Annotated in this window: 22 protein-coding genes and 2 pseudogenes; 10 read left to right on the top strand and 14 right to left on the bottom strand. The window is 62.1% G+C overall.

Translation table 11 applies throughout. The annotated features are described in order from the left end of the window. Nucleotides 1-97 precede the first annotated feature (97 nt). Both ACD590_RS13870 and ACD590_RS13865 read left to right on the top strand, forming a co-directional pair. Nucleotides 98-712, top strand: coding sequence for a LysE family translocator (locus tag ACD590_RS13870; protein ID WP_439002785.1), 615 nt, complete (start codon nt 98-100; stop codon nt 710-712). A gap of 21 nt (nt 713-733) precedes the next feature. After that, complete coding sequence (locus ACD590_RS13865; protein WP_439002784.1) at nt 734-1,660, top strand: dihydrodipicolinate synthase family protein; 927 nt, start codon at nt 734-736, stop codon at nt 1,658-1,660. On the opposite strand, the gene ACD590_RS13860 is transcribed toward ACD590_RS13865, so the two are convergent. Beyond that, nucleotides 1,645-3,669, bottom strand: coding sequence for an ATP-binding protein (locus tag ACD590_RS13860; protein WP_334544628.1), 2,025 nt, complete (start codon nt 3,667-3,669; stop codon nt 1,645-1,647). The two genes, ACD590_RS13865 and ACD590_RS13860, sit on opposite strands and share 16 nt — an antisense overlap. A gap of 322 nt (nt 3,670-3,991) precedes the next feature. Between ACD590_RS13860 and ACD590_RS13855 the strand changes: the two genes are divergently transcribed. Beyond that, nucleotides 3,992-5,782: an acetolactate synthase 3 large subunit gene (locus tag ACD590_RS13855; protein WP_018242804.1), complete on the top strand. Its 1,791-nt coding sequence runs from the start codon at nt 3,992-3,994 to the stop codon at nt 5,780-5,782. A 20-nt stretch (nt 5,783-5,802) separates the two neighbouring features. Further along, nucleotides 5,803-6,375, top strand: coding sequence for an acetolactate synthase small subunit (gene ilvN, locus ACD590_RS13850; protein WP_003541288.1), 573 nt, complete (start codon nt 5,803-5,805; stop codon nt 6,373-6,375). Nucleotides 6,376-6,435: 60 nt separating this feature from the next. Here the strand turns inward: ilvN and ACD590_RS13845 are convergent, their stop codons facing one another. Together ACD590_RS13845 and ACD590_RS13840 are read right to left on the bottom strand one after the other, a co-directional pair. Further along, nucleotides 6,436-6,900, bottom strand: a complete 465-nt coding sequence (locus ACD590_RS13845) for a hypothetical protein (RefSeq protein WP_439002783.1) — start codon at nt 6,898-6,900, stop codon at nt 6,436-6,438. Between the two features lie 57 nt (nt 6,901-6,957). Continuing rightward, nucleotides 6,958-7,806: an aldo/keto reductase gene (locus tag ACD590_RS13840; protein WP_018242802.1), complete on the bottom strand. Its 849-nt coding sequence runs from the start codon at nt 7,804-7,806 to the stop codon at nt 6,958-6,960. Nucleotides 7,807-8,050: 244 nt separating this feature from the next. Between ACD590_RS13840 and ACD590_RS13835 the strand changes: the two genes are divergently transcribed. After that, nucleotides 8,051-8,644, top strand: coding sequence for a LysE family translocator (locus ACD590_RS13835; RefSeq protein WP_439002782.1), 594 nt, complete (start codon nt 8,051-8,053; stop codon nt 8,642-8,644). On the opposite strand, the gene ACD590_RS13830 is transcribed toward ACD590_RS13835, so the two are convergent. Further along, entirely contained in the window at nt 8,636-9,112 is a 477-nt protein-coding gene (locus tag ACD590_RS13830) for a DUF2269 family protein (RefSeq protein ID WP_439002781.1), read from the bottom strand. The genes ACD590_RS13835 and ACD590_RS13830 overlap by 9 nt on opposite strands. Continuing rightward, nucleotides 9,112-10,389 (bottom strand): annotated as a pseudogene (locus ACD590_RS13825) (SDR family oxidoreductase). Before ACD590_RS13825 ends, ACD590_RS13830 begins: the two are co-directional and overlap by 1 nt. A 97-nt stretch (nt 10,390-10,486) precedes the next feature. Between ACD590_RS13825 and nthA the strand changes: the two are divergent. The 3 genes and pseudogenes from nthA (at nt 10,487) to ACD590_RS13810 (ending at nt 12,150) form a co-directional block, all read left to right on the top strand. Then, on the top strand, nt 10,487-11,140 hold the full coding sequence (gene nthA, locus ACD590_RS13820) for a nitrile hydratase subunit alpha (protein ID WP_439002780.1): 654 nt from the start codon (nt 10,487-10,489) through the stop codon (nt 11,138-11,140). Then, nucleotides 11,137-11,795: pseudogene (gene nthB / locus ACD590_RS13815) on the top strand (nitrile hydratase subunit beta). The gene nthA and the pseudogene nthB overlap by 4 nt, the downstream one beginning before the upstream one ends. Further along, a complete protein-coding gene (locus ACD590_RS13810) occupies nt 11,782-12,150 on the top strand; it encodes a nitrile hydratase accessory protein (RefSeq protein ID WP_018242796.1) in 369 nt (122 codons plus the stop codon). Before nthB ends, ACD590_RS13810 begins: the two are co-directional and overlap by 14 nt. 3 nt (nt 12,151-12,153) lie before the next feature. Here ACD590_RS13810 and ACD590_RS13805 read toward each other — a convergent pair whose 3' ends face one another. The 5 genes from ACD590_RS13805 to ACD590_RS13785 form a co-directional block, all read right to left on the bottom strand. Then, entirely contained in the window at nt 12,154-12,936 is a 783-nt protein-coding gene (locus tag ACD590_RS13805; RefSeq protein ID WP_247265001.1) for an anti-sigma factor family protein, read from the bottom strand. Next, entirely contained in the window at nt 12,933-13,448 is a 516-nt protein-coding gene (locus tag ACD590_RS13800) for an RNA polymerase sigma factor (protein WP_026230682.1), read from the bottom strand. The genes ACD590_RS13805 and ACD590_RS13800 overlap by 4 nt, the downstream gene beginning before the upstream one ends. Nucleotides 13,449-13,482: 34 nt before the next feature. Next, nucleotides 13,483-13,863, bottom strand: a complete 381-nt coding sequence (locus ACD590_RS13795) for a COG4315 family predicted lipoprotein (RefSeq protein ID WP_028732799.1) — start codon at nt 13,861-13,863, stop codon at nt 13,483-13,485. A 156-nt stretch (nt 13,864-14,019) separates the two neighbouring features. Continuing rightward, on the bottom strand, nt 14,020-14,436 hold the full coding sequence (locus ACD590_RS13790; RefSeq protein ID WP_439002779.1) for a VOC family protein: 417 nt from the start codon (nt 14,434-14,436) through the stop codon (nt 14,020-14,022). Between the two features lie 46 nt (nt 14,437-14,482). After that, nucleotides 14,483-14,818, bottom strand: a complete 336-nt coding sequence (locus ACD590_RS13785; RefSeq protein WP_018446499.1) for a cupin domain-containing protein — start codon at nt 14,816-14,818, stop codon at nt 14,483-14,485. A 143-nt stretch (nt 14,819-14,961) separates the two neighbouring features. Between ACD590_RS13785 and ACD590_RS13780 the strand changes: the two genes are divergently transcribed. Together ACD590_RS13780 and ACD590_RS13775 are read left to right on the top strand one after the other, a co-directional pair. Then, on the top strand, nt 14,962-15,537 hold the full coding sequence (locus ACD590_RS13780) for a MarR family winged helix-turn-helix transcriptional regulator (protein ID WP_439002778.1): 576 nt from the start codon (nt 14,962-14,964) through the stop codon (nt 15,535-15,537). Nucleotides 15,538-15,670: 133 nt separating this feature from the next. Beyond that, nucleotides 15,671-16,159, top strand: a complete 489-nt coding sequence (locus ACD590_RS13775) for an RrF2 family transcriptional regulator (protein WP_012758212.1) — start codon at nt 15,671-15,673, stop codon at nt 16,157-16,159. A gap of 16 nt (nt 16,160-16,175) precedes the next feature. Here ACD590_RS13775 and ACD590_RS13770 read toward each other — a convergent pair whose 3' ends face one another. The 4 genes from ACD590_RS13770 to ACD590_RS13755 form a co-directional block, all read right to left on the bottom strand. Continuing rightward, a complete protein-coding gene (locus tag ACD590_RS13770; RefSeq protein ID WP_439002777.1) occupies nt 16,176-17,657 on the bottom strand; it encodes a mechanosensitive ion channel family protein in 1,482 nt (493 codons plus the stop codon). Nucleotides 17,658-17,853: 196 nt separating this feature from the next. After that, on the bottom strand, nt 17,854-18,270 hold the full coding sequence (locus ACD590_RS13765; RefSeq protein ID WP_018242788.1) for a cupin domain-containing protein: 417 nt from the start codon (nt 18,268-18,270) through the stop codon (nt 17,854-17,856). Nucleotides 18,271-18,339: 69 nt separating this feature from the next. Next, nucleotides 18,340-19,095, bottom strand: coding sequence for an SDR family oxidoreductase (locus tag ACD590_RS13760; protein WP_018242787.1), 756 nt, complete (start codon nt 19,093-19,095; stop codon nt 18,340-18,342). Nucleotides 19,096-19,163: 68 nt separating this feature from the next. After that, a complete protein-coding gene (locus tag ACD590_RS13755; protein ID WP_018242786.1) occupies nt 19,164-19,643 on the bottom strand; it encodes a carboxymuconolactone decarboxylase family protein in 480 nt (159 codons plus the stop codon). Nucleotides 19,644-19,693 lie beyond the last annotated feature (50 nt).

Here is a 19,693-nt window from a genome sequence, read left to right as displayed (position 1 = left end):
TTCGAAGAAAAGGAAGCAGATCGTCGGCTTCCCGATGGCGCATTCTTCGTCTTCGCGGTCGTGCCGTGCGCGGGCGCAAACTTCTGGAAAAACGCAAATGCAGGATCTTCTCGTCGTCTACATCGCCTACGCAATCGCTGCAGGCAGTCCCGGACCAAGCAACATGGCCATCATGAACGTGGCGATGCGGCAAGGGCGTCGACCGGCGCTCGCCCTTGCTGCCGGGGTTATAACGATGTCGACATGCTGGGGGCTGGTCGCTGTCACCGGCATTTCCACACTCCTGGTCCGCTATGCCCATGCGCTGCTGTTCCTCAAAGTCGCAGGCGGGCTTTACCTCCTCTGGCTCGCCTGGAGGGCGGCCCGCTCGGCAGCCACCCCGGATAGGCCGGCAAGCGAGGCCGTCCAACCTGCCGCGCAACTCGGCGCGCTCTATCGTCGCGGCGTTCTGATGCATCTCGGCAATCCGAAGGCGGTTCTGGCCTGGGTCGCGATCATGTCTCTCGGCCTCAAGCCCGGCGCTTCACCGGAGATGGCCGTCACAGCTTTCGGCGGCTGCGTGCTGCTCGGGATCTCGATATTTACCGGCTATGCCGTGCTCTTCTCGATGGCCCCGATGGTGCGCGGCTACGCCCGTGCGCGGCGGTGGATCGAGGGAAGTCTCGCCGTCTTCTTCGCGGGCGCCGGATCACGTCTTCTGTTCTCACATTGACCGATTTTTCAGGATCGCATCATGTCTGTCGTTTCTCCGTTTCATGGACTTTCGGCCTTTCCGCCAACGCCTGCCGATAGGGGTGGCCGGGTCGACACGGAAGCCCTCTGCCGCCTGCTGGAACGCCTGTGTGATGCCGGCGTCGCTTCGATAGGCCTTCTTGGCAGCACCGGGATCTACGCCTTTCTCACACGTGAGGAGCGACGGCGAGCCGTCGAGGCCGCGGTCGAGTGCGTGCGCGGTCGTGTTCCGATCGTCGTCGGTGTCGGTGCTCTGAGGACAGACCACGCCCAGGCCCTGGCGAGTGATGCCGAGGCCGCTGGTGCTGACGCGCTCCTGCTTGCGCCGGTGTCCTACACGCCGCTTACTCAGGAGGAGGCCTATCAGCATTTCCTTGCCGTCACGCAGGCGGCGAAGCTGCCGCTTTGCATTTACAACAATCCCGGCACGACCCACTTCACCGTCAGCCGGGATCTTCTGCAGCGCCTGTCGGACATCGAGACGATCAGGGCGGTGAAGATGCCTCTGCCAGTTGACGGCGATTTCGCAGGCGAACTGGCGGCATTGCGTGAGAAGAGCAAGCTTGCGATCGGCTATAGCGGCGACTGGGGCGCTGGTGAAGCGCTGCTTTCAGGTGCCGACGCCTGGTACAGCGTCATCGGCGGCTTGCTTCCGCGCGTCGCTTTTGCCCTGACCAAGGCCGCGATTGCAGGCGAGGACGGCGAAGTGCGTCGGCTCGATGATCTTCTCCAGCCGCTCTGGCAAACGTTCAAGGCGTTCGGAAGCCTTCGCGTGATCTATACGCTGATCGACCTTCTCTCGCTCGCCAAGGCCGAGCTCCCACGCCCTCTCTTGCCGCTCGGACCGATGGATCGGCAGCGGGTACTCGCGGCGGTCGAGCCTCTGATCGCACTGGAGAGCGAGTGGAAGGCTTATTCCTTGTTGTAAAGGCTGCTCAGCGGTTTTTTCAAAATGCTTTCGCGCAGCGACGTGCCGGGCTCGCGGCGGGAGATCGCAGGCTGATCCGTCGCGGGTGCCGGCCGGGGAAAGACCGGCTCCTCGCGGCGCATTTCGCGACGCAGCGCGTCCAACCGGGGATCGATCGCCGGCACCGCAGCCGGGTCCAGCCGCGGCGTTTGCGGCAGCAGTTCCCGCCGATAGGTTTCGAGCGGCGCAGCGGTGGAGGCGGGTGGCGCGTACGGCTTGGCGTCGAGATCCTCGTCGGCCGGATCAGCCTCGTCCAAGCTTGCCACGGACGCGGCATAGCTCTGCTGAAAATTCGAAATGTCGGGTCCGACCGTCACCGCCCGCATGCGGGTGACGATCTTGCGCAGATCGACCGTATCCGGATCTTCCTCGCTCTGCTTGCTGTTGGCGCTGCTGGCCTTCGGCAGGAGGTTTTCGTCGACGCGGGAAAAGCGCATGCGCATCGGCACGCTGATCGCCTCGCCGAAAGCGATCGCCTCGCCGTTGCCGATCGAGGAGATGAAGCTCGTCGTCGAGATCGACGAATTCGGAATGGCCGAGCGGATGATTTCCTGGTCTCGGTCGTTGGCGAGGCGCATGGCAAAGAGCGTCGAACACTGCGACAGGATCGTCTGGTCGAGTTCGCCCGGCCGCTGGGTGATGATGCCGAGCGAGACGCCGTATTTGCGGCCTTCCTTGGCGATGCGGGCGATCGCCTGGCGCGTCGGCACGAAGCCGAGGCTCGGATCGGAGGGGATGTAGCGGTGCGCTTCCTCGCAGACGACGAGCATGTGGATGGCGCCCTCGCTCCACAGCGCCACCTCGAAGGCCATGCGGCAGAGCACGGAAGCGACCGAATTGACGACTTCTGAGGGGATGCCGGCAAGCTGGAAGGTGCAGATCGGCCGGTTCTCGCCGGGGATGCGGAAGATCTGCGCGATGGTTTCGGTGATCGTGTCGCTGATCGTGTTGTTGGAGAACATGAAGTGATAGCGCGGATCGTTGATCGCAGCGATGAGGCGCATCTTCAGCGACCGCAGGAAGGGCTTTTCCGAGCGGCCTTCCAGGCGGCCGATGCGCTCGTCGATCAACGCCAGCAAATCGGCCATACGGTAGGGGACCGGCGTATCGGCGGTGATCGAACTCTTTTCGGTCGTGCGGCGCACCAGCGAGTTGTCGCTGCCGCGGAAGGCGCGTTTGGCCTCCGGCAGGATATCGCGCAACATGTCGAGCTCTTCGGGCACCGGCGGGCGGCCGCGAAACACGACCTCGGCAAATTCCTCGAGCCGCATCAACCAGAAGGGCAGGTCGAGCGTATCGGTATCGATGGTGACGGCGTGCTCGGGAAAGGCGGCCGCGAATTCATTATGCGGATCGAGGATCAGCACGCGCAGCTTCGGATCCGCCGCGATCGCCTTGTGCAGGAGCAGCGAGACAGCCGTCGACTTGCCGACTCCGGTGGAACCGACGACGGCGAAATGCTTGGAGAGCATTGAGGGGATGTGGATCGCCGCATCGATGCTTTCGTCCTGCGTCAGCTTGCCGATAACGGCGGTCGTACCCTCGCCGGCGTCGTAGATGCGCATCAGGTCGGCGGATCGGATGCGGTGGGCGATGGCGCCGAGATAGGGATAACGCGAGATGCCGGTCGAGAATTCCTCGCGCCCGTCCTCGTCGACACGGACTTCGCCGAGCAGTTCCGTCTCGATCCTGAACGTATTGTCTTCGCCTTCGCCCCAGGCATGGCTGCCGGTGTTCATCTGATAGACGAGGGCGACGACGCGGTTGCGGCCGACGCTGATCGAAATCAACCGGCCCACGGACCACAGTTCCGTCAGATCGGTGCCGCCCTGTTCGGCGACGGCGGCGATGGTCGCCCGCGAACCGCTGCATGCAACGACGCGGCCGAGAAAGCGGTTCCCCGGTGTATGGCCATCGCGGCGATCCTGTTCACCCGCCTTACCAGGCGCGTGCAAGTCGTTGTTAAGCAAAGGGCCTACTCCTGCAATGGGAAGCGAGAATAAAGCCCTTCCTTTAACAAATCCTTCCGGCCATGGATTTTAGGGATGCGGGGAGCCGGGAGTTTTTTATTGCGGCATGCGTTGACGCTGCGAAATTTTCTGTCTATCACTTCCGACCATGAAAATCGCAACGGCTCTTATCGTGGTGGGAAAGCGCATGGGCAGGATGGTGTAACCATCCGGCGATAGCCACCCATGCGCTAGATGACAGGCTCCTCCGGGGCCTTTTTTTATGCCCGAAATTCGGGCTTCCGGCCACAAACGCAATCCCAGCATCAAACGGAACAGACAGATGAGCACGGACAATCAGGCGGCAGGCAATCGGATGACGGGAGCGGAGATCGTTCTCAAGGCGCTGAAGGACAACGGTGTCGAACATATCTTCGGCTATCCCGGCGGCGCGGTCCTGCCGATCTACGACGAGATCTTCCAGCAGGAGGATGTCAAGCACATCCTCGTCCGCCACGAGCAGGGGGCAGGCCATGCGGCCGAAGGTTACGCCCGCTCCACCGGCAAGGTCGGCGTCATGCTGGTCACCTCGGGTCCGGGCGCCACCAATGCGGTTACGCCGCTGCAGGACGCGCTGATGGATTCGATCCCGCTCGTCTGCCTGACCGGCCAGGTTCCGACCTCGCTGATAGGCTCCGACGCTTTCCAGGAATGTGACACGGTCGGCATCACCCGGCCCTGCACCAAGCACAACTGGCTGGTCAAGGACGTCAACGAGCTCGCCGCCGTCATTCACGAGGCTTTCCGAATCGCCCAGTCCGGCCGTCCAGGACCTGTCGTCGTCGATATTCCGAAGGACGTGCAGTTTGCGACCGGCACCTACACGCCGCCCGCCGACTACACGATCCAGAAGAGCTACCAGCCGAAGATCCAAGGCGACCTCAACCAGATCCATGCGGCGATCGAGCTGATGGCGAATGCGCGCCGTCCCGTCATCTATTCCGGCGGCGGCGTCGTCAATTCCGGCCCCGAGGCTTCCAAGCTGCTGCGTGAGCTGGTCGAGCTCACCGATTTCCCGATTACCTCGACGCTGATGGGCCTCGGCGCCTATCCGGCTTCGGGCAAGAACTGGCTGAAGATGCTCGGCATGCACGGCTCCTACGAGGCCAACATGGCGATGCATGACTGCGACGTCATGGTCTGCATCGGCGCCCGTTTCGATGACCGCATCACCGGCCGTCTCAATGCCTTTTCGCCGAACTCGAAGAAGATCCATATCGATATCGATCCATCCTCGATCAACAAGAATGTCCGCGTTGATATCGGCATCCGCGGCGATGTCGGCCATGTCCTCGAAGACATGGTTCGCCTGTGGCGGGCGCTGCCGAAGAAGCCGGAAAAGGGTCGCCTGGACGACTGGTGGACCGATATCGCCCGTTGGCGGGCACGCAACTCCTTCGCCTATACGAAGAGCAATGACGTCATCATGCCGCAATATGCGCTGGAGCGGCTCTTCGCCCACACCAAGGACCGCGATACCTACATCACCACCGAGGTCGGCCAGCACCAGATGTGGGCGGCGCAGTTCTTCGGTTTCGAGCAGCCGAACCGCTGGATGACCTCGGGCGGCCTCGGCACGATGGGCTACGGCCTGCCGGCCGCACTCGGCGTGCAGATCGCCCATCCCGATAGCCTCGTCATCGACATTGCCGGCGATGCCTCGATCCAGATGTGCATCCAGGAAATGTCGGCGGCGATCCAGCACGATGCGCCGATCAAGATCTTCATCATGAATAACCAGTATATGGGCATGGTGCGCCAGTGGCAGCAGCTGCTGCACGGCAACCGCCTGTCGAACTCCTATACGGAGGCGATGCCTGACTTCGTCAAGCTGGCGGAAGCCTATGGCGCCGTCGGCCTGCGCTGCGAAAAGCCGGATCAGCTCGACGACACCATTCTGGAGATGATCGAGGTCAGAAAGCCTGTCATCTTCGATTGCCGCGTCGCCAATCTCGCCAATTGCTTCCCGATGATCCCCTCGGGCAAGGCCCATAACGAAATGCTGCTGCCGGACGAGGCCACCGACGAAGCGGTCGCCAATGCGATCGACGCCAAGGGCCGCGCGCTCGTCTAATAAGGGAAGGGACCAAGGACATGAACGCTCACCTACAGCCCACGGGCTCCGCTTACTTCATTTCGCCGGAAACGGCGGCCGTCGAAAGCCACACGCTTTCGGTTCTCGTCGACAACGAACCGGGGGTTCTTGCCCGGGTCATCGGCCTGTTTTCCGGCCGCGGCTACAATATCGAGAGCCTGACGGTCTCTGAGACCGAGCATCAGGCGCATCTTTCCCGCATCACCGTCGTCACACGCGGCACGCCGCAGGTGCTGGAACAGATCAAGGCGCAGCTGGAACGCATCGTGCCGGTGCATCGCGTCGTCGACCTGACGGTGCGCGCCCGCGAACTCGGCCAGGACCGGCCGATCGAGCGCGAAGTGGCACTGATCAAGGTGATCGGCGAGGGCGAGATGCGCGCCGAGACCCTGCGCCTTGCCGATGCCTTCCATGCCAAGGTGGTGGATGCGACGGTCGGTCACTTCATTCTGGAGATCACCGGCAAATCGTCGAAGATCGATCAGTTCGTGGCGATCATGAAGCCGCTTGGCCTCATCGAGGTCTGCCGTACCGGTATCGCGGCGATGAATCGCGGCGTGCAGGGCATGTAAAGATTACAGCCCGGGCATGTAAGCCCGTTTCGCATGCGGACGCCGGTTTCGGCGTCCGTTTCAAATCTTCTCGTTCACCGGCGACGTGCGCGGATCGATCCAGTCATGCTTGACGATCAGGTCGCCGACTAACGGCCTATTTCTCATCTCCAGGCCGTTGGCCCTTTCGCCGCGATAGATCCGGAAATGCGTTTCCTCTTGCGGACTTAATATCGGCTTATATTCACCGAAGACGCAATTGTATGAAATGCAGTGAATCCGGATGTCGTCGCGATTGGTGTTTTCATTGCCCAAATTGATGGTGATCTGCATGTCGCCACCACTGGCGCCGTAGACCACACAATTCTCGCGAAGCTTGCAGGTTGTTTCAGAGAGGATTTTCTGGCCACTCTCCAGCAACAGGGCATATCTGACCCGATAGCTATCTCTCTTTACGCTGTCGGCATGCGCCGTCGCGACGAGGCTGCCGCTAAGGCTCAGCAATATGGGAATTAGGCCACGAACCATCCCTGTAACGCATTCCACGATGATAACTGACTACCGTTTTTATTCAGCTTTATGGCGAAATTTCATCGGGTTCGCTTAGAGCATCTCCAGCGGTTTTTTTCTTGCCGGCGGCGGAAAGGTGGCGTCGAGGGCATCCCAGTCGTCGTCGGTGATATCGAGCGAGACGCAGTCGCGGTTTTCTGCCGCGCGTTCGGCATTCGAGGTCTTCGGGATGACGATGACGCCGTCGCGTTCCAGCAGGAAGGCGAGCGCCAGCTGGGCGGGTGTCGCCTGATAGGCCTTGGCGATACGGATCAGTTCGGGATGGTGCAGGATATTTCCCTGTTCGATCGGGGAATAGGCCATGACGGGAATGCCGCGGCTCTGGCACCAGGGCAGCAGATCGAATTCGATGCCGCGGCGGGAAAGGTTATAGAGCACCTGGTTGGCGGCGACATTGGCGCCGTCGGGCACTCTAAGCAGTTCCTCCATGTCATCGGTGTCGAAGTTAGAGACGCCCCAAGCGCCGATCTTGCCCGATGCCTTCAACGTTTCGAAGGCCGCGACGGTCTCAGTGAGCGGATAGTTGCCGCGCCAGTGCAGCAGATAGAGATCGATGCGGTCGGCGCCCAGCCGTTCGAGACTGCGCTCGCAGGCTTCGACCGTGCCTTTCAGGCTGGCATTCCAGGGATAGACTTTGCTGACGATGAAGACCTCGTCGCGCCGTCCCCTGATCGCCTGACCGACGATCTCCTCGGCGCCGCCGTCGCCGTACATTTCGGCGGTGTCGATCAACGTCATGCCGAGATCGATGCCGGCCTTGAGGCTTTCGATCTCGGCCTTGGCATGGCCGGCATCCTCGCCCATGGCCCAGGTGCCCTGGCCGAGCGCCGGCACCTCAGTGCCGTTCGGAAATGTGATCGATGGAATCGGGTCGTTCTGCATGGGTTTCTTCCTACAGCGCCGCGCGTCCTTGAGATGGACGCTGTAGCACTTTGAATTGCTGCATGATTTTATCCTTAAATCGATGCCGATTTAAGGAATTATGCAGTCGGCAAGAGATTGGGCCGGGTCGCCATCTTTCAAGTAATCCTGTCACCATGACAATGATGCAATGGTATCGGCGGTTTAGGACAGTTATGCTGACCTAAATAAACAGGCCGCGGAAAAGCTGGCTTCGGGAGGTCGCATGCCGCTGGATACATTTCTCGCTCTCGTTCTGTTTGCCTTCACGACCTCGATCACGCCGGGGCCGAACAATATGATGCTCTTCGCATCGGGCGTGAATTTCGGCTTCCGCAGGACGATTCCGCATATGTTCGGCATCGGCGTCGGTTTCTTCTCGCTGCTCATCGGCGTCGGCCTTGGGCTCGGCGCGCTGCTGCACACGGTGCCTGTGGTCTATACCGCGTTGAAATTTGCGGGCGGCGCCTATCTCGTCTGGATCGCCTGGAAGATCGGCTCGTCGCGCTCGCTCAGCGAAGGCAGGAGCGGCGTCGAGCCGATGTCCTTCCTGTCGGCGGCTGCCTTCCAGTGGGTCAATCCGAAAGCCTGGGTGATGGCGGTCACGGCGATGGCGACCTATACCAGTCCGCAACTCTACCTCGTGAGCGTGCTGATCGTCGGTCTCGCCTTCGCGGCGGTCAATGTGCCCAGCGTTTCGACCTGGGCAGGCTTCGGCTCGGCGCTGAGGGAATGGCTTTCCGATCCGGTGCGGTTGAAGTGGTTCAATATCAGCATGGCGATACTCTTGGTGCTAAGCCTCTGGCCGATGCTAAAATAAAGTGATCGCCGGCTTCGTCAGCATCAGCCAGAAAATGCCGAGGACGGCTGAGAAGGCTGGAAATCCGAAAGCAAACCAGATGCGGTAGAGGCTGAAATAGGCTGGCGGCAGGGCTTTTCCCGCCGCTGCTGCGGCGCGGGCGAGGTCGCGCAGCCGGATCTGGATCCAGACGACCGGCAGCCAGAACAGGCCGGTGACGACATAGAGCAGCAGCGACAGCCCAATCCAGCCCTCCGACAGGTCCCAGCCGATCGATCGGGCCAGCAGATAGCCGGTCACCGGCTGGAGGATGGCCGCGGTCGCGGTGAAGATCGTGTCGGCGATGACGACGGTGCCGGCGACATGCGCAATCAGTCTGGGATCGCGCGTCCGGTGCGCCATCACCATGAAGAAGGCGATGCCGGCGCCGGTGCCGAAGAGTACGGTCGCGCCAATGACATGGGCGAGCAGTAGCCATTCTTCAAGCATCAGCGTTCATCCAGGGTGGCAAGGGCTACGAGCGTCAACAGGATCGACGGCAGCACCTTGACGAGGACCCCGAGCGGATCAAGTCACAGCGCGGGTTCGAGTAGGCTGGCGCCGGCGAGATAGGCGAGCGATACGGCCAGCATGCCGAGAAGGGCGCGTTTCGCCAGGGGACGGACAAGGACGGCGGCACCGAGGACGACGTCGGTCAGGCAGGTCGCAAGCGTCAGCGCCGTTGCCGAGGCCTCAGGCATGAACGGCAAGAAGCGAGCAGACGTCTTCTCCAGTGCCAGCAGCGGGATCAGACCGGACAGCAGCCAGAAGACGGATAGGCCCGATATGACGAGTGGCTTCAGGAGATAGAGCCTGGCAAACCAGAGATCCTGGACGCCGGAGGGATTGGCCGAGAGCGCTGCGGCCGCGGATGTCGCAGCAAGGCGGCTTCCTGATTTCGAGCTTCGCACGCCTTCCGACATCACTGTCAGCGCTGTCGAGCGCAACGGCGAACGCCAGCCGAGCAGGCCCGATAGATCGGCGAACCACGTCACCGGCCTGGCCAGCCAGGGGGCAAGAGAAAACACGCGGGCGGGCGGCAGGCCCAGCCATTGCCGGTGCAAGCGGACGAGATCGGCGAGCGTCAGGACTTCATTGGCGGCGAGATCGATATACTTTGAAGGAAGGCCGCCGGAGACTGCCCGCGACACGGCTTCCGCCACATCGTCCACCGAGAGTGTTTCGACCGGGCTTTCGGCATGGACCAGGGGCAGCACCAGGGGAAAGGCGGCAAGCGCCCGCAGCAGCGCCGAGCCGCCATGGGCATTGCGGCCGAGCACGAGGGCAGGGCGCAGGATGAGGTAAGGCAGGCCGCTTGCCCCGAGCGCCTCGTCGGCGCGGCGCTTCGTGGCGAGAAAGGGAAGGTCGCCGGCCGCTCCTGCCGTCCTTGCCGATATCTGCACGATGAGCGGGCGCGACGAGCACTTTGCTGCAGCATAGAGCGCCAGCATCGCCGCTGCCTGGGTGGCCGCCAGATCGTCCGACATGCCGTCCTGCAGGGCGCCGGCGCAATTGACGACGACATGCTGTTCCTTGAGGATATCGTCCCAATCCGCGGGTTTCGTCATGCGCGATAGATCTGCGCGCCGCCAGTCGATCGCCGGCTGTTTCAAACGGGCACGTACGGGATTGCGGCCGAGCCCGGTTACGACGTGGCCGTCGGCAACGAGCCGGGCCGCGACGACGGAGCCTATGAAGCCGGTTGCGCCGAGAATCAGGATGTTCATGGCAGGAGATTAGCGGAAAAGCGCATGAGAAATAGAAGGGCTTGGCGGGCCTGCGGCATATGTTAGAAAGAGCGGGCAGTTTCGGGAGGGCATCGCTTTGCACGACCATGACGACGACCACGCTCACGCAGATGAGCACGCCCATGGGCACGATCATGACAATCATTATTCCGACATGCAGGCGCGCGTGAAGGCGTTGGAAACGCTGCTGACGGAGAAGGGGCTGATCGATCCGGCGGCGATCGATGCGATCGTCGATACCTACGAGACCAAGGTGGGACCGAGAAACGGCGCCCATGTCGTCGCCAGGGCTTGGAGCGATGCCGATTTCGCCGACTGGCTGAAGCGCGATGCGACGGCGGCGATATCAAGCCTCGGTTACACCGGTCGGCAGGGCGAGCACATGCGTGCCGTCTTCAACACGGCCGAGACCCATAACCTCGTCGTGTGCACGCTTTGCTCCTGTTATCCCTGGTCGGTGCTCGGCCTGCCGCCGGTCTGGTACAAGGCGCCGGCCTATCGCTCGCGCGCCGTCATCGATCCGCGCGGCGTGCTGGCCGAATTCGGGCTGACGCTACCGGAGAACCAGAAGGTCCGCGTGTGGGATTCGACGGCAGAGTTGCGTTATCTCGTCATCCCGGAGCGGCCCGAAGGTACGGAAGGCATGGATGAGCAGTTGCTTGCCGATCTCGTCAGCCGCGATGCGATGATCGGCACGGCCATTGCCCGCAGCCCGGAGGCTCTCGCATGAACGGACCGCACGATCTCGGCGGGCAGATGGGCTTCGGGCCTGTCGCGCCTGAGAAGGACGAGCCCTATTTCCATGCCGAATGGGAAAAGCGGGCACTCGGCATCACGCTTTCCTGCGGCGCTTTCGGCGCATGGACGATCGATGAAAGCCGGCATGCGCGCGAGAATATTCCGCCGGCCGATTACCTCGCCGCCAGCTATTACGAGATCTGGATCCGCGGCATCGACAAGCTGCTCGAACGGCACGGCTTTGCGACGCGTGAGGAGCTGCTTTCGGGGCGGAAGCTGCAGGACGGCGCGTGCCAAAGCGGGTGCTGAAGGCGGACATGGTGCCCACCGTGCTGGCCAAGGGTGGGCCTTGTGATCGTCCTGTCGAGACCGCGCCGCTCTTCGTGGTCGGTGAGACGGTGAGGACGAAGAACTTCAATCCGGCGACGCATACGCGCCTGCCGCGTTATGCCCGCGCCAGGACCGGTGTGGTCGAGGCGGTGCAGGGTTCGTTCGTCTTTCCCGACGACAATGCGCATGGCAAGGGCGAGAACCCGCAATGGCTCTATACGGTCGTTTTCGACGGTGCGGAGATCTGGGGCGAGGATGCCGATCCAACGCTGACGGTGTCGATCGATGCCTGGGAGGGCTATCTTGAGCCGGCATGAGACATCGCCGCTGATGCAATCGTCCGGGCTGCCGAGGTCGCCGAAGGGCGAGCCGGTTTTTCCCGAGCCGTGGGCGGCGGAAGCTTTTGCCATGACCGTGCACCTGCACGCAAAAGGCCTCTTCAGTTGGAGCGAATGGGCTGAAACGCTTTCCGCGCAACTGCACAAGCCTGGCCGGGCCGAAGATGGCAGCGACTATTTTGACTGCTGGGTGGCTGCTCTCTCGGACCTCATCGTCAACCGCGGCATCGCCGATGCGGATACGATCCAGGCACTGCAACAGAGTTGGCAGCGGGCGGCGGAAGCGACGCCGCACGGCCGGCCGATCGAGCTCGGCAACGATCCCTCACGCTGATCCTCACGACGGGAATTGCTTGTAGCACTCTTCTGCTACCTCCCGCAGCGTCTCGCGGGAGATTTCGCCGGTGACGGCATAACCGAGTTCGCCGTCGATCCAGTAAAAGGTCTCGATATTGCCTGATGAGGCGAAGCGGAAGCTCGTCGTGCTATTTTCCGTGTTGCGGCCAACCAGGACAGTCAGGCGCTCGCCAGCCTGGTTCTCGTACATGAACATGGCGCCTGGCCGGCCATCGACCGGCAGCAAGCGGCCGCCAACCAGCTTGAAGCCGAGCGGCTGCAGGTTCGGGATCTTGAGATTCTGGATTGCCAGACGCTTGCCGAGCCACGTGGCAAGATGAGCCTCCTCGTCGGCGAAGACCTCGACGGGGTGGCGAACCTCGGCGGCATAGACCGTGAAGGCGGTCTCAGCCTGTTTCGGCAGGGTTTCGGAGCCGGCAAGCTGCAGCTCCGGCTTTTCCAGAAGTGCCGGGCCATAATGGCCGCTGAGGGCGCCGAGCGTGAAGACGAGGAGGGCTGATGCGGCGATCGCCCAGCGTTTCGGCCCCGATGAGACGGCGCGCGGTGGGGCGACGAGCAGACGATCGGTGTCCTTCGCCTTCTCATAACCGGCAAACAGCGACCGGATGGCCCCATTCTGCGCCTGCCATTCGGCGAGCATCGCCGCCTCGTCGGGATTGTCGGCCAGGAAGGCCTCGATGCGGGCGCGCGCCGTTTCCGGCAGTTGGCCGTCGGCATAGGCGTGGAGGTCGGCTTCGGTGACGCTCGGATTGGTCTCGTTCATTTCGGTCTCCGAAGCGTAATGATGTTGTCGGCCTTCAATCGCTCGGCGACGCGCCGGCGGGCGCGTGACAGGCGGGACATGACGGTGCCGATCGGGATATCGAGCGCGGCGGCGACCTCGCCATAGGTGTATCCTTCGATGACCACGAGCATCAGCACGGCGCGGTGCTCCTCTGAAAGGCTGTTCAGCGCATCATCCAGGCGGGCGCGCTCCAGCGGATCGGCCGGCGGTTCGGACGCGGCCAGATCCTCTGCGGCGTCAAGCTCGACGAGGCCGTCGCGCGCCTTGCCGCGTCGGCCGTTGCGGTAGAGATTGGTCATGATGGTCAGGACCCAGCCGCGCAGGTTGAGGCCGCGCCATTGGCCGCGGCGCGTGAGAACCTTCTCGACGCAATCCTGGAGCAGATCCTCGCCATCGGTATCCGAGCGTGTCAGGCTGCGCGAATAGCGCCTGAGCGAGGGCAGGAGGGCCAGGATCTGGCCCTCGAAGGTTTCGGGTGCGGGTGTTTTCACGCCGGCAGCTTTCTTGTGATCGGGGTCTTCGCGATCAAGGTTTGGCAAGATCCCAGTTGCCGCCGACGCCATCGCCGGTGATGTCGCCGGCCTTCTTGTCCTTGACCCAGAAATAGAGCGGCATGCCGTCCTTGGCCCATTGTTTCGTGCCATCCTTGCGATCGACGATCGAATATGCACCATCGGCCTTGGCATCACCAGCGGCCATCAGCGGCGGCCAGTTCTTGGCGCAGTCGTCGTTGCAATTGGAAACGCCCTTGACGTCCTTCTTGAAGGTGTAGAGCGTCATGCCGTTTTCGCCGGCAAGCACCTTGCCCTTTTCGGATTCGACTGTTTTGACAGGAGGCGCGGCGAGAGCAGCGGTCGCGGCAAAGGTGGCAGCCGCCACGACGGACAGAAATTTCACGGATTTCATGGTGTCTCTCCTCAGATTGGGCACGCAGTCTTGCGATACCTGAGATGAGACACGAGGCGAGGCGGTTTTATTCCATAGCGTCGGAAAAGTTTTGATGGCGGGCGTGGTGGGCCGAAGGCGGTTTCGTCGCGCACATCGCGCCCGGCGCCTTGCCGGCTATTCTCCAGTGGCGGCCGCCGCCGCCATGTCGACCCACACTGCTTCGAATATATGGCCATCGGGATCCTCGAAGGCGCGATTATAGAGCCAGCCCATGTCCGTCGGCGCGCGCGGATCGGCCTTGCCGCCGGCCACTCCGGCCGCCTCGACGATGGCGTCCACATCTTCACGGCTGTCCATCGTCAGCGCGATCAGCACCTCGCTTGCCTTCTGCGCTTCGGCAACAGGTTTTGGCGTGAAGCTCGCGAAGAAATCGCGCGTCAGCAAGTGGAAGATAATCGCCTCGGACCAGACCATGTTCGACGCCTGGCGATCGCTGAACTGTTCATTCTTGCTGCACCCGATCGCTTCATAGAAGCGGGTGGCAGCAGCAAGGTCTTTCACCGGCAGGTTCACGAAGATCATCTTGGGCATGGCAGTTTCCTCCTCTTCCTTCCCCATTCGGGGCGACGGTTTCTTCTCACACAAACTCCTGCACGATCGTATCGCTGGCATGAATGCAGACGATTTCGAGCCGTCCGGTGCCGACATTCTCGAAACGGTGGGGAATGTTGGCGGCTACTACGACGATATCGCCTGGAAAGGCGCGGGTTTTGGCGTCGCCTACGGTGAACTCGGCTTCGCCCTTCCTGACCGCCCATGTCTCGGAATAGGGATGGACGTGCAGGTCGGGCCCCTGGCCGGGCTCGTTGTCGACGAGGAAGAGCGATATCTCGCCGCCATAGTCGCGGCCTTCGAAGCGGACAGTGCGGCTCTGATTGGGTCGCACTTCCTGGTGGCGAAGAATCCTGAACATCACGTGCCTCCCGCTCGTTCTGTCTATGAACACAAAACTATCTTCGCGAGAAGATATATTCTTAAAACTATCTTCTTGTCAAGATATCTTCCGTGACTCGGGTGGAAGGTGTATGTCTCGTTTGTGGTGATATGAGGCAGAGAATGATGAATGGAACTGAACGGGACCGCGACCGCCCGGGGGACGAGGACCGCCCCGGGGATGACCATGTCGACCGGCTGCGCCGGCAATGGGCGGTGGAACTGCCGGACCTCGACACGGAGCCGATGGCGATCCTGGGGCGGGCCTTTCGGTTGTCGAACCTGGTGCGCCCCAGCATCGAGGCGACCTTTGCCGATTTTGGCCTCGACCGTGGCGAATTCGACGTGATTGCAACGCTTCGCCGTTCCGGAACGCCTTACCGGCTGACGCCGACGGAGATGTATTCGGCGCTGATGATCTCCTCGGGAGGCCTGACCCACAGGCTTGACCGGCTGGAGAAGGCGGGGCTGATCCGCCGGGAGAAATCACCACGCGATGGGCGCAGCGTGCTGGTGGCATTGAGCGAAGCGGGTGCGGCACTCGCCGAACAGGCTTTCCGCACCGACATGGCGAGCGAAGCTTCTTTTCTGCAGGCTCTTGACGGAAAGGAGCGCGAGGCGCTCGCTGCGCTGCTGCGCAAGCTGATCGCCGGAATTGAAAATGAGCAGGCGCGGGGAGAGGATGAGAACGCGGGCTGAGGGGAGATCGGAGCCCGCATCGCCGTTCAGGCAACAACACACTGCTTTTGCAGCTCATTTACATCGTGCCGGTTTTCGGATATGATATGTCCTTAATTCAATTGGCAGAGCCAGCCATCACACGAGTTGCTAAATGATCCTGAAAAGCCAGGTCGAGTGGGCGCTTCACTGCTGCGCCATTCTCGCGGGCCTGCCGGAGGGCAGGTATCTTTCCACCAAGGCGCTCGCCGAGCTTCATGGTCTGCCGAAGGAATATCTCTCCAAAGCACTGCAAAGCCTTTCGCAGGCATCGCTTGTCGAGACCACCCTCGGCCCGAGTGGCGGCTACAGGCTTGCCAAGACCCCCTCGGATATCAATTTTCTCGAGATTGTCGAGGCGGTCGAGGGGAAGGCCCGCAGCTTCACCTGTACGAACATCCGGGCGAACAATCCCTGCCGGCCGGAAGGATACTGCGACAGCAAGCCATGCGCGGTCGCGCGCATCATGTGGGAGGCCGACGAGGCCTGGCGGGATACGCTGAGGCGCGTCCGGCTTTCCGATCTGGTCGGCACCTTGTCCGAGGAAGTGCCGGCCGACATTTGGCGCAGCACGTTCGAATGGGTGCTCAAGCGCGCCGGCTGAGCGGGGGTGCCGATCTCTACGCCTTGAAGATGGTCCTGATGGTCTTCAGGATGGCATGCGCACTGCGGGCATGTTCCGGGGGCAAGGAGGCGCCGTTGCGGAAACGCTCGGCGCGGCTGGCGAGATGGTCGGCGACTTCTTCCGCCAGCGCGGGGCGTTCGCTTAGCAGCGGCGCGAAGGCCTCTTGATCGATTTCATACGCGGTCACGGAGGTCAGAGCTTCCAGGGTGCAGGCTTCCTGCATGCCGGCGAGCAGGCCGGTCTCTCCGAAAAAATCACCCGGCGCGAGGCGCCCGCGCTCCTCATCTCCGTGCCGCGCCGCGATGATGCCCGCCCGCACCATCATCAGCGACGGGAGCATTTCGCCCTCCCGCACGAGGACATCGCCCTTGCGGAATTCCCGCACGGCCGTGGTCTCGGCGAGTTTCTGCTTTTCATCTGATGTCAGCGTCGCAAAGATCGGAATGGCCTCGATCAGTTCGAGCGGCGTTACACGGGGCGGCCGTGCGCTTTCTTCGGTCGGCAGATCGCCCGTCAGGACTGAGGCCGCGGCCGGAACAGCCAAAAGCAGGCCGGCCGATTTGCACTGACGATAGACGAGATCGAGCACCTCGTTTCGTGCCGGCACCCGTTGGCTCGGGCTCGTCACCCGGAACTGCAGCTCGACCTCCAGCGCCGTGGCATCCAGCCCCTTGAGCGCCACGACCGGCGGCGGCTCGCGCACGATCGAATTGCAGCTCGCCAGCGCCGTTGCCATGACTTGGCGGACCGATGCCGGCATCCGCGTCGGAGCGATGCGGATAGTGAGGACCAGGAGATGGGTCTCGTCCGGCCGGCTTACATTCGTGAGGCCGAGCTTTGCCAGAAAACTGTTCGGCAGAACGACAACATTGTTTGCGCTGGTCAGGATGTGTGTCGCGCGCCAGTTGCTTTCGACGACGCGCCCCTCCGTACCGTCGCTGAGAAGGATCCAGTCGCCGATGATGTAGGGCCGGCCGAGCGTCAGCGCGATGCCGGAGAAGACGTCGGCGAGCGTGTTCTGGAGCGCCAGGCCGAGAATAATGGCGACGACGCCCGAGGTCGCGACGAGCGTGCCGATCGGCACGCCGAAGACGAAGGCCAGAACTGACAGGGCCATGCCGATATAGACGACGCCGATGACGAGATCCTGGAGCAGGCGGGCCTCTCGCGGACTGCCCTCCAGCACCAGATACAGCCTGATGAAACCGATGACGGCCCATGCCAGATGGATCCACCAGAGCGATTTCGCGACGATGACGAGCAAAGCCTGCGGATCCTCGGACTCATATCCTTGAAACCGGTGTGGTTCGATGCCGCTGACGACGAGGATCAACGTCATCATCGCGAAGAAGAGGATTTGCACCACCAGTCGCGTCGTCGGCCGTTGGCGGGAGAGAAGATGCCAGACGACGATACCGGCCAAACCTATCGTAATGAGGGATATCAGAGGTTTACCGAAGAGCGCGTCGTCAATCATCTCTCTGTCTCCGGAATGGGGCGAGCCGCCCATGATTCAGCATCTAGACCGCCCGCGCAAGCATCGGGGCTTGCGCAGGCGGTATCGCATCGGCCCGAAAATCGGAACCGGTTTTTGGAAAGCACGATGCGAGGGTTGAAAATGTTACAGCGTCCTTTGCGCGTCTGAAAGACGCGCGGCGCTGTAATGCGGATCATCACTTCTTGAGCGGATAGGTCAACTCTTTCTGCTTGGTATCGACGACAAAGACGGCGAGCAAGCGGGCTGGCTTCGTTTTGCTGCCGTTGGCGCTGACACCATGGCGGTCGCCCGGCATTTCGGAGAAGCTCTCTCCGGCATGATAGACCTTGACGGGGCCGTCGTTGACCTGGCTGCGGATCGCTCCTTCGAGCACGGTGGCGTAGATGAAGGCCGTATCGGGATGGGTGTGGCCTTCGGAGAAGCCGCCTGGGCCGTACTCGACCAGCACGCCCTTGATGCTCTTGCCCGGTACGTTTGGAAGTTCGTGTTCATAGACGAGCGTCACCTTGGCAGCTTTGCTGCCCTCATCGGCGCTAGCGCCCGTGGCTGCCAGAAGGGCGAGCGCACCGGCGAGGAATGATGTTCTGATCATCGGAATCTCCATGGTTGCAGGGTTGGGGCAGGATGCGCCCGAGTGGCCGCGTCCTCAGGGCAAGTCGGATCACTTTGGTTGGGCGGACTTTGCGAACCACTGCTCGAAGGTGATCGAGCCGAGCCGCGGGTTGTTGTCGGAAACGAGCGACTGATCGTTGAGTCTCGCGCCGAAATATTTCGCCTCGGCATCGGCCTCGACGGTGCGCGAATCTTTCATGGCCTTCAGATACCGGGCGACGAGTTCGCTGAGGCGCGCCCGTTCCGGACCTGATATCTCGATCGTCGCATTGGCGGGCGGTGCGAGAGCCACATCCGCCATGACATCGGCGACGTCGTCGGAAACGATGGGCTGCACATAGGCCGGCGACAGGCGGACCGTCTGGCCGACCGTCCCCGATTGGGCGATGCCGCCGAGGAATTCCATGAACTGCGTCGAATGCACGATGGTATAGGGAATGCCCGATGCCTTGATCAGCTTTTCCTGAGCGAGCTTGCCGCGGAAATAGCCGCTTTCCTGCAGACGCTCGGTGCCGACGACGGAGAGGGCGATATGGTGCCTGACGCCGGCGAGTTTTTCGGCGGCGAGAAGATTGCGGCCCGAGGTCTCGAAGAATTCGAGCACGGCCTTGTCTTCGAAGGAGGGCGAATTGGCGAGGTCGAGCACAACTTCGGCGCCTGAGAGCGCCTCCGCCAATCCTTCCCCGGTGATTGTGTTGACGCCGGAGTTCGGCGATGCGGCAATCACGTCATGTCCGCGCTTGCGCAGGCGTTCGACAGTCTTCGAACCGATGAGGCCGGTTCCGCCGATGACAACGATTTTCATAATGGATCTCCGTTCGCCGCCGGGGTGCGGCAGCGTCCAAGGTGAATCTTCTCAAGGAATTGCGCGGTTTAGTTCAGGCCGGCCTTATCGAGGCCGTAGGCCTTGTCGGCCGTGCCGGGCACGGTCTTGAAACCGACATTGACACGGTTCCAGGCATTGATGGCCATGACGACAAAGGTCAGGTCCGAGATTTCCTTCTCGGAAAGCTGGCCGCGAACCCGTTCGTAAATCTCGTCTGGAATGCCGCCCTCGGGAAGGTTCGTCAGCGCTTCGGTCCAGGCAAGGGCTGCACGCTCGCGGGGAACGAATAGGTTCGATTCCCGCCAGATGGCGACGTGATAGAGACGCAGTTCGGTCTCGCCGTGGATCTTTGCCTGCTTGACATGCATGTCGAGGCAAAAGCCGCATCCATTGATCTGCGAGGCGCGGATTTCGACGAGGGCCTGCAGCTTCTCGTCGATCACGCTGCTGCGCAGAGCCATGCTGAATTCCATGAACTTCTTGAAAAGCTCGGGGGACTGCTGGGCGTAGTTCAATCGCTGGGTCATGTCATTTCTCTGTAAAGCCATTCTCGCTTAGGCTGGCGGCATAAAGCCTA

Source organism: Rhizobium sp. 862_C5_N1_2 (assembly GCF_051811205.1).
GTDB lineage: Bacteria > Pseudomonadota > Alphaproteobacteria > Rhizobiales > Rhizobiaceae > Rhizobium > Rhizobium leguminosarum.
This window is presented reverse-complemented; position numbering and strand designations above follow the sequence as displayed.

Bases quoted from the DNA above. Each gene is read 5' to 3' on its own strand.
- ACD590_RS13870 (WP_439002785.1), top strand. From the start codon at position 98: ATGCAGGATCTTCTCGTCGTCTACATCGCCTACGCAATCGCTGCAGGC.
- ACD590_RS13865 (WP_439002784.1), top strand. From the start codon at position 734: ATGTCTGTCGTTTCTCCGTTTCATGGACTTTCGGCCTTTCCGCCAACG.
- ACD590_RS13855 (WP_018242804.1), top strand. From the start codon at position 3,992: ATGAGCACGGACAATCAGGCGGCAGGCAATCGGATGACGGGAGCGGAG.
- ilvN (WP_003541288.1), top strand. From the start codon at position 5,803: ATGAACGCTCACCTACAGCCCACGGGCTCCGCTTACTTCATTTCGCCG.
- ACD590_RS13840 (WP_018242802.1), bottom strand. From the start codon at position 7,806: ATGCAGAACGACCCGATTCCATCGATCACATTTCCGAACGGCACTGAG.
- ACD590_RS13835 (WP_439002782.1), top strand. From the start codon at position 8,051: ATGCCGCTGGATACATTTCTCGCTCTCGTTCTGTTTGCCTTCACGACC.
- ACD590_RS13830 (WP_439002781.1), bottom strand. From the start codon at position 9,112: ATGCTTGAAGAATGGCTACTGCTCGCCCATGTCATTGGCGCGACCGTA.
- ACD590_RS13805 (WP_247265001.1), bottom strand. From the start codon at position 12,936: ATGAACGAGACCAATCCGAGCGTCACCGAAGCCGACCTCCACGCCTAT.
- ACD590_RS13795 (WP_028732799.1), bottom strand. From the start codon at position 13,863: ATGAAATCCGTGAAATTTCTGTCCGTCGTGGCGGCTGCCACCTTTGCC.
- ACD590_RS13790 (WP_439002779.1), bottom strand. From the start codon at position 14,436: ATGCCCAAGATGATCTTCGTGAACCTGCCGGTGAAAGACCTTGCTGCT.
- ACD590_RS13785 (WP_018446499.1), bottom strand. From the start codon at position 14,818: ATGTTCAGGATTCTTCGCCACCAGGAAGTGCGACCCAATCAGAGCCGC.
- ACD590_RS13780 (WP_439002778.1), top strand. From the start codon at position 14,962: ATGATGAATGGAACTGAACGGGACCGCGACCGCCCGGGGGACGAGGAC.
- ACD590_RS13775 (WP_012758212.1), top strand. From the start codon at position 15,671: ATGATCCTGAAAAGCCAGGTCGAGTGGGCGCTTCACTGCTGCGCCATT.
- ACD590_RS13770 (WP_439002777.1), bottom strand. From the start codon at position 17,657: ATGATTGACGACGCGCTCTTCGGTAAACCTCTGATATCCCTCATTACG.
- ACD590_RS13765 (WP_018242788.1), bottom strand. From the start codon at position 18,270: ATGATCAGAACATCATTCCTCGCCGGTGCGCTCGCCCTTCTGGCAGCC.
- ACD590_RS13760 (WP_018242787.1), bottom strand. From the start codon at position 19,095: ATGAAAATCGTTGTCATCGGCGGAACCGGCCTCATCGGTTCGAAGACT.
- ACD590_RS13755 (WP_018242786.1), bottom strand. From the start codon at position 19,643: ATGACCCAGCGATTGAACTACGCCCAGCAGTCCCCCGAGCTTTTCAAG.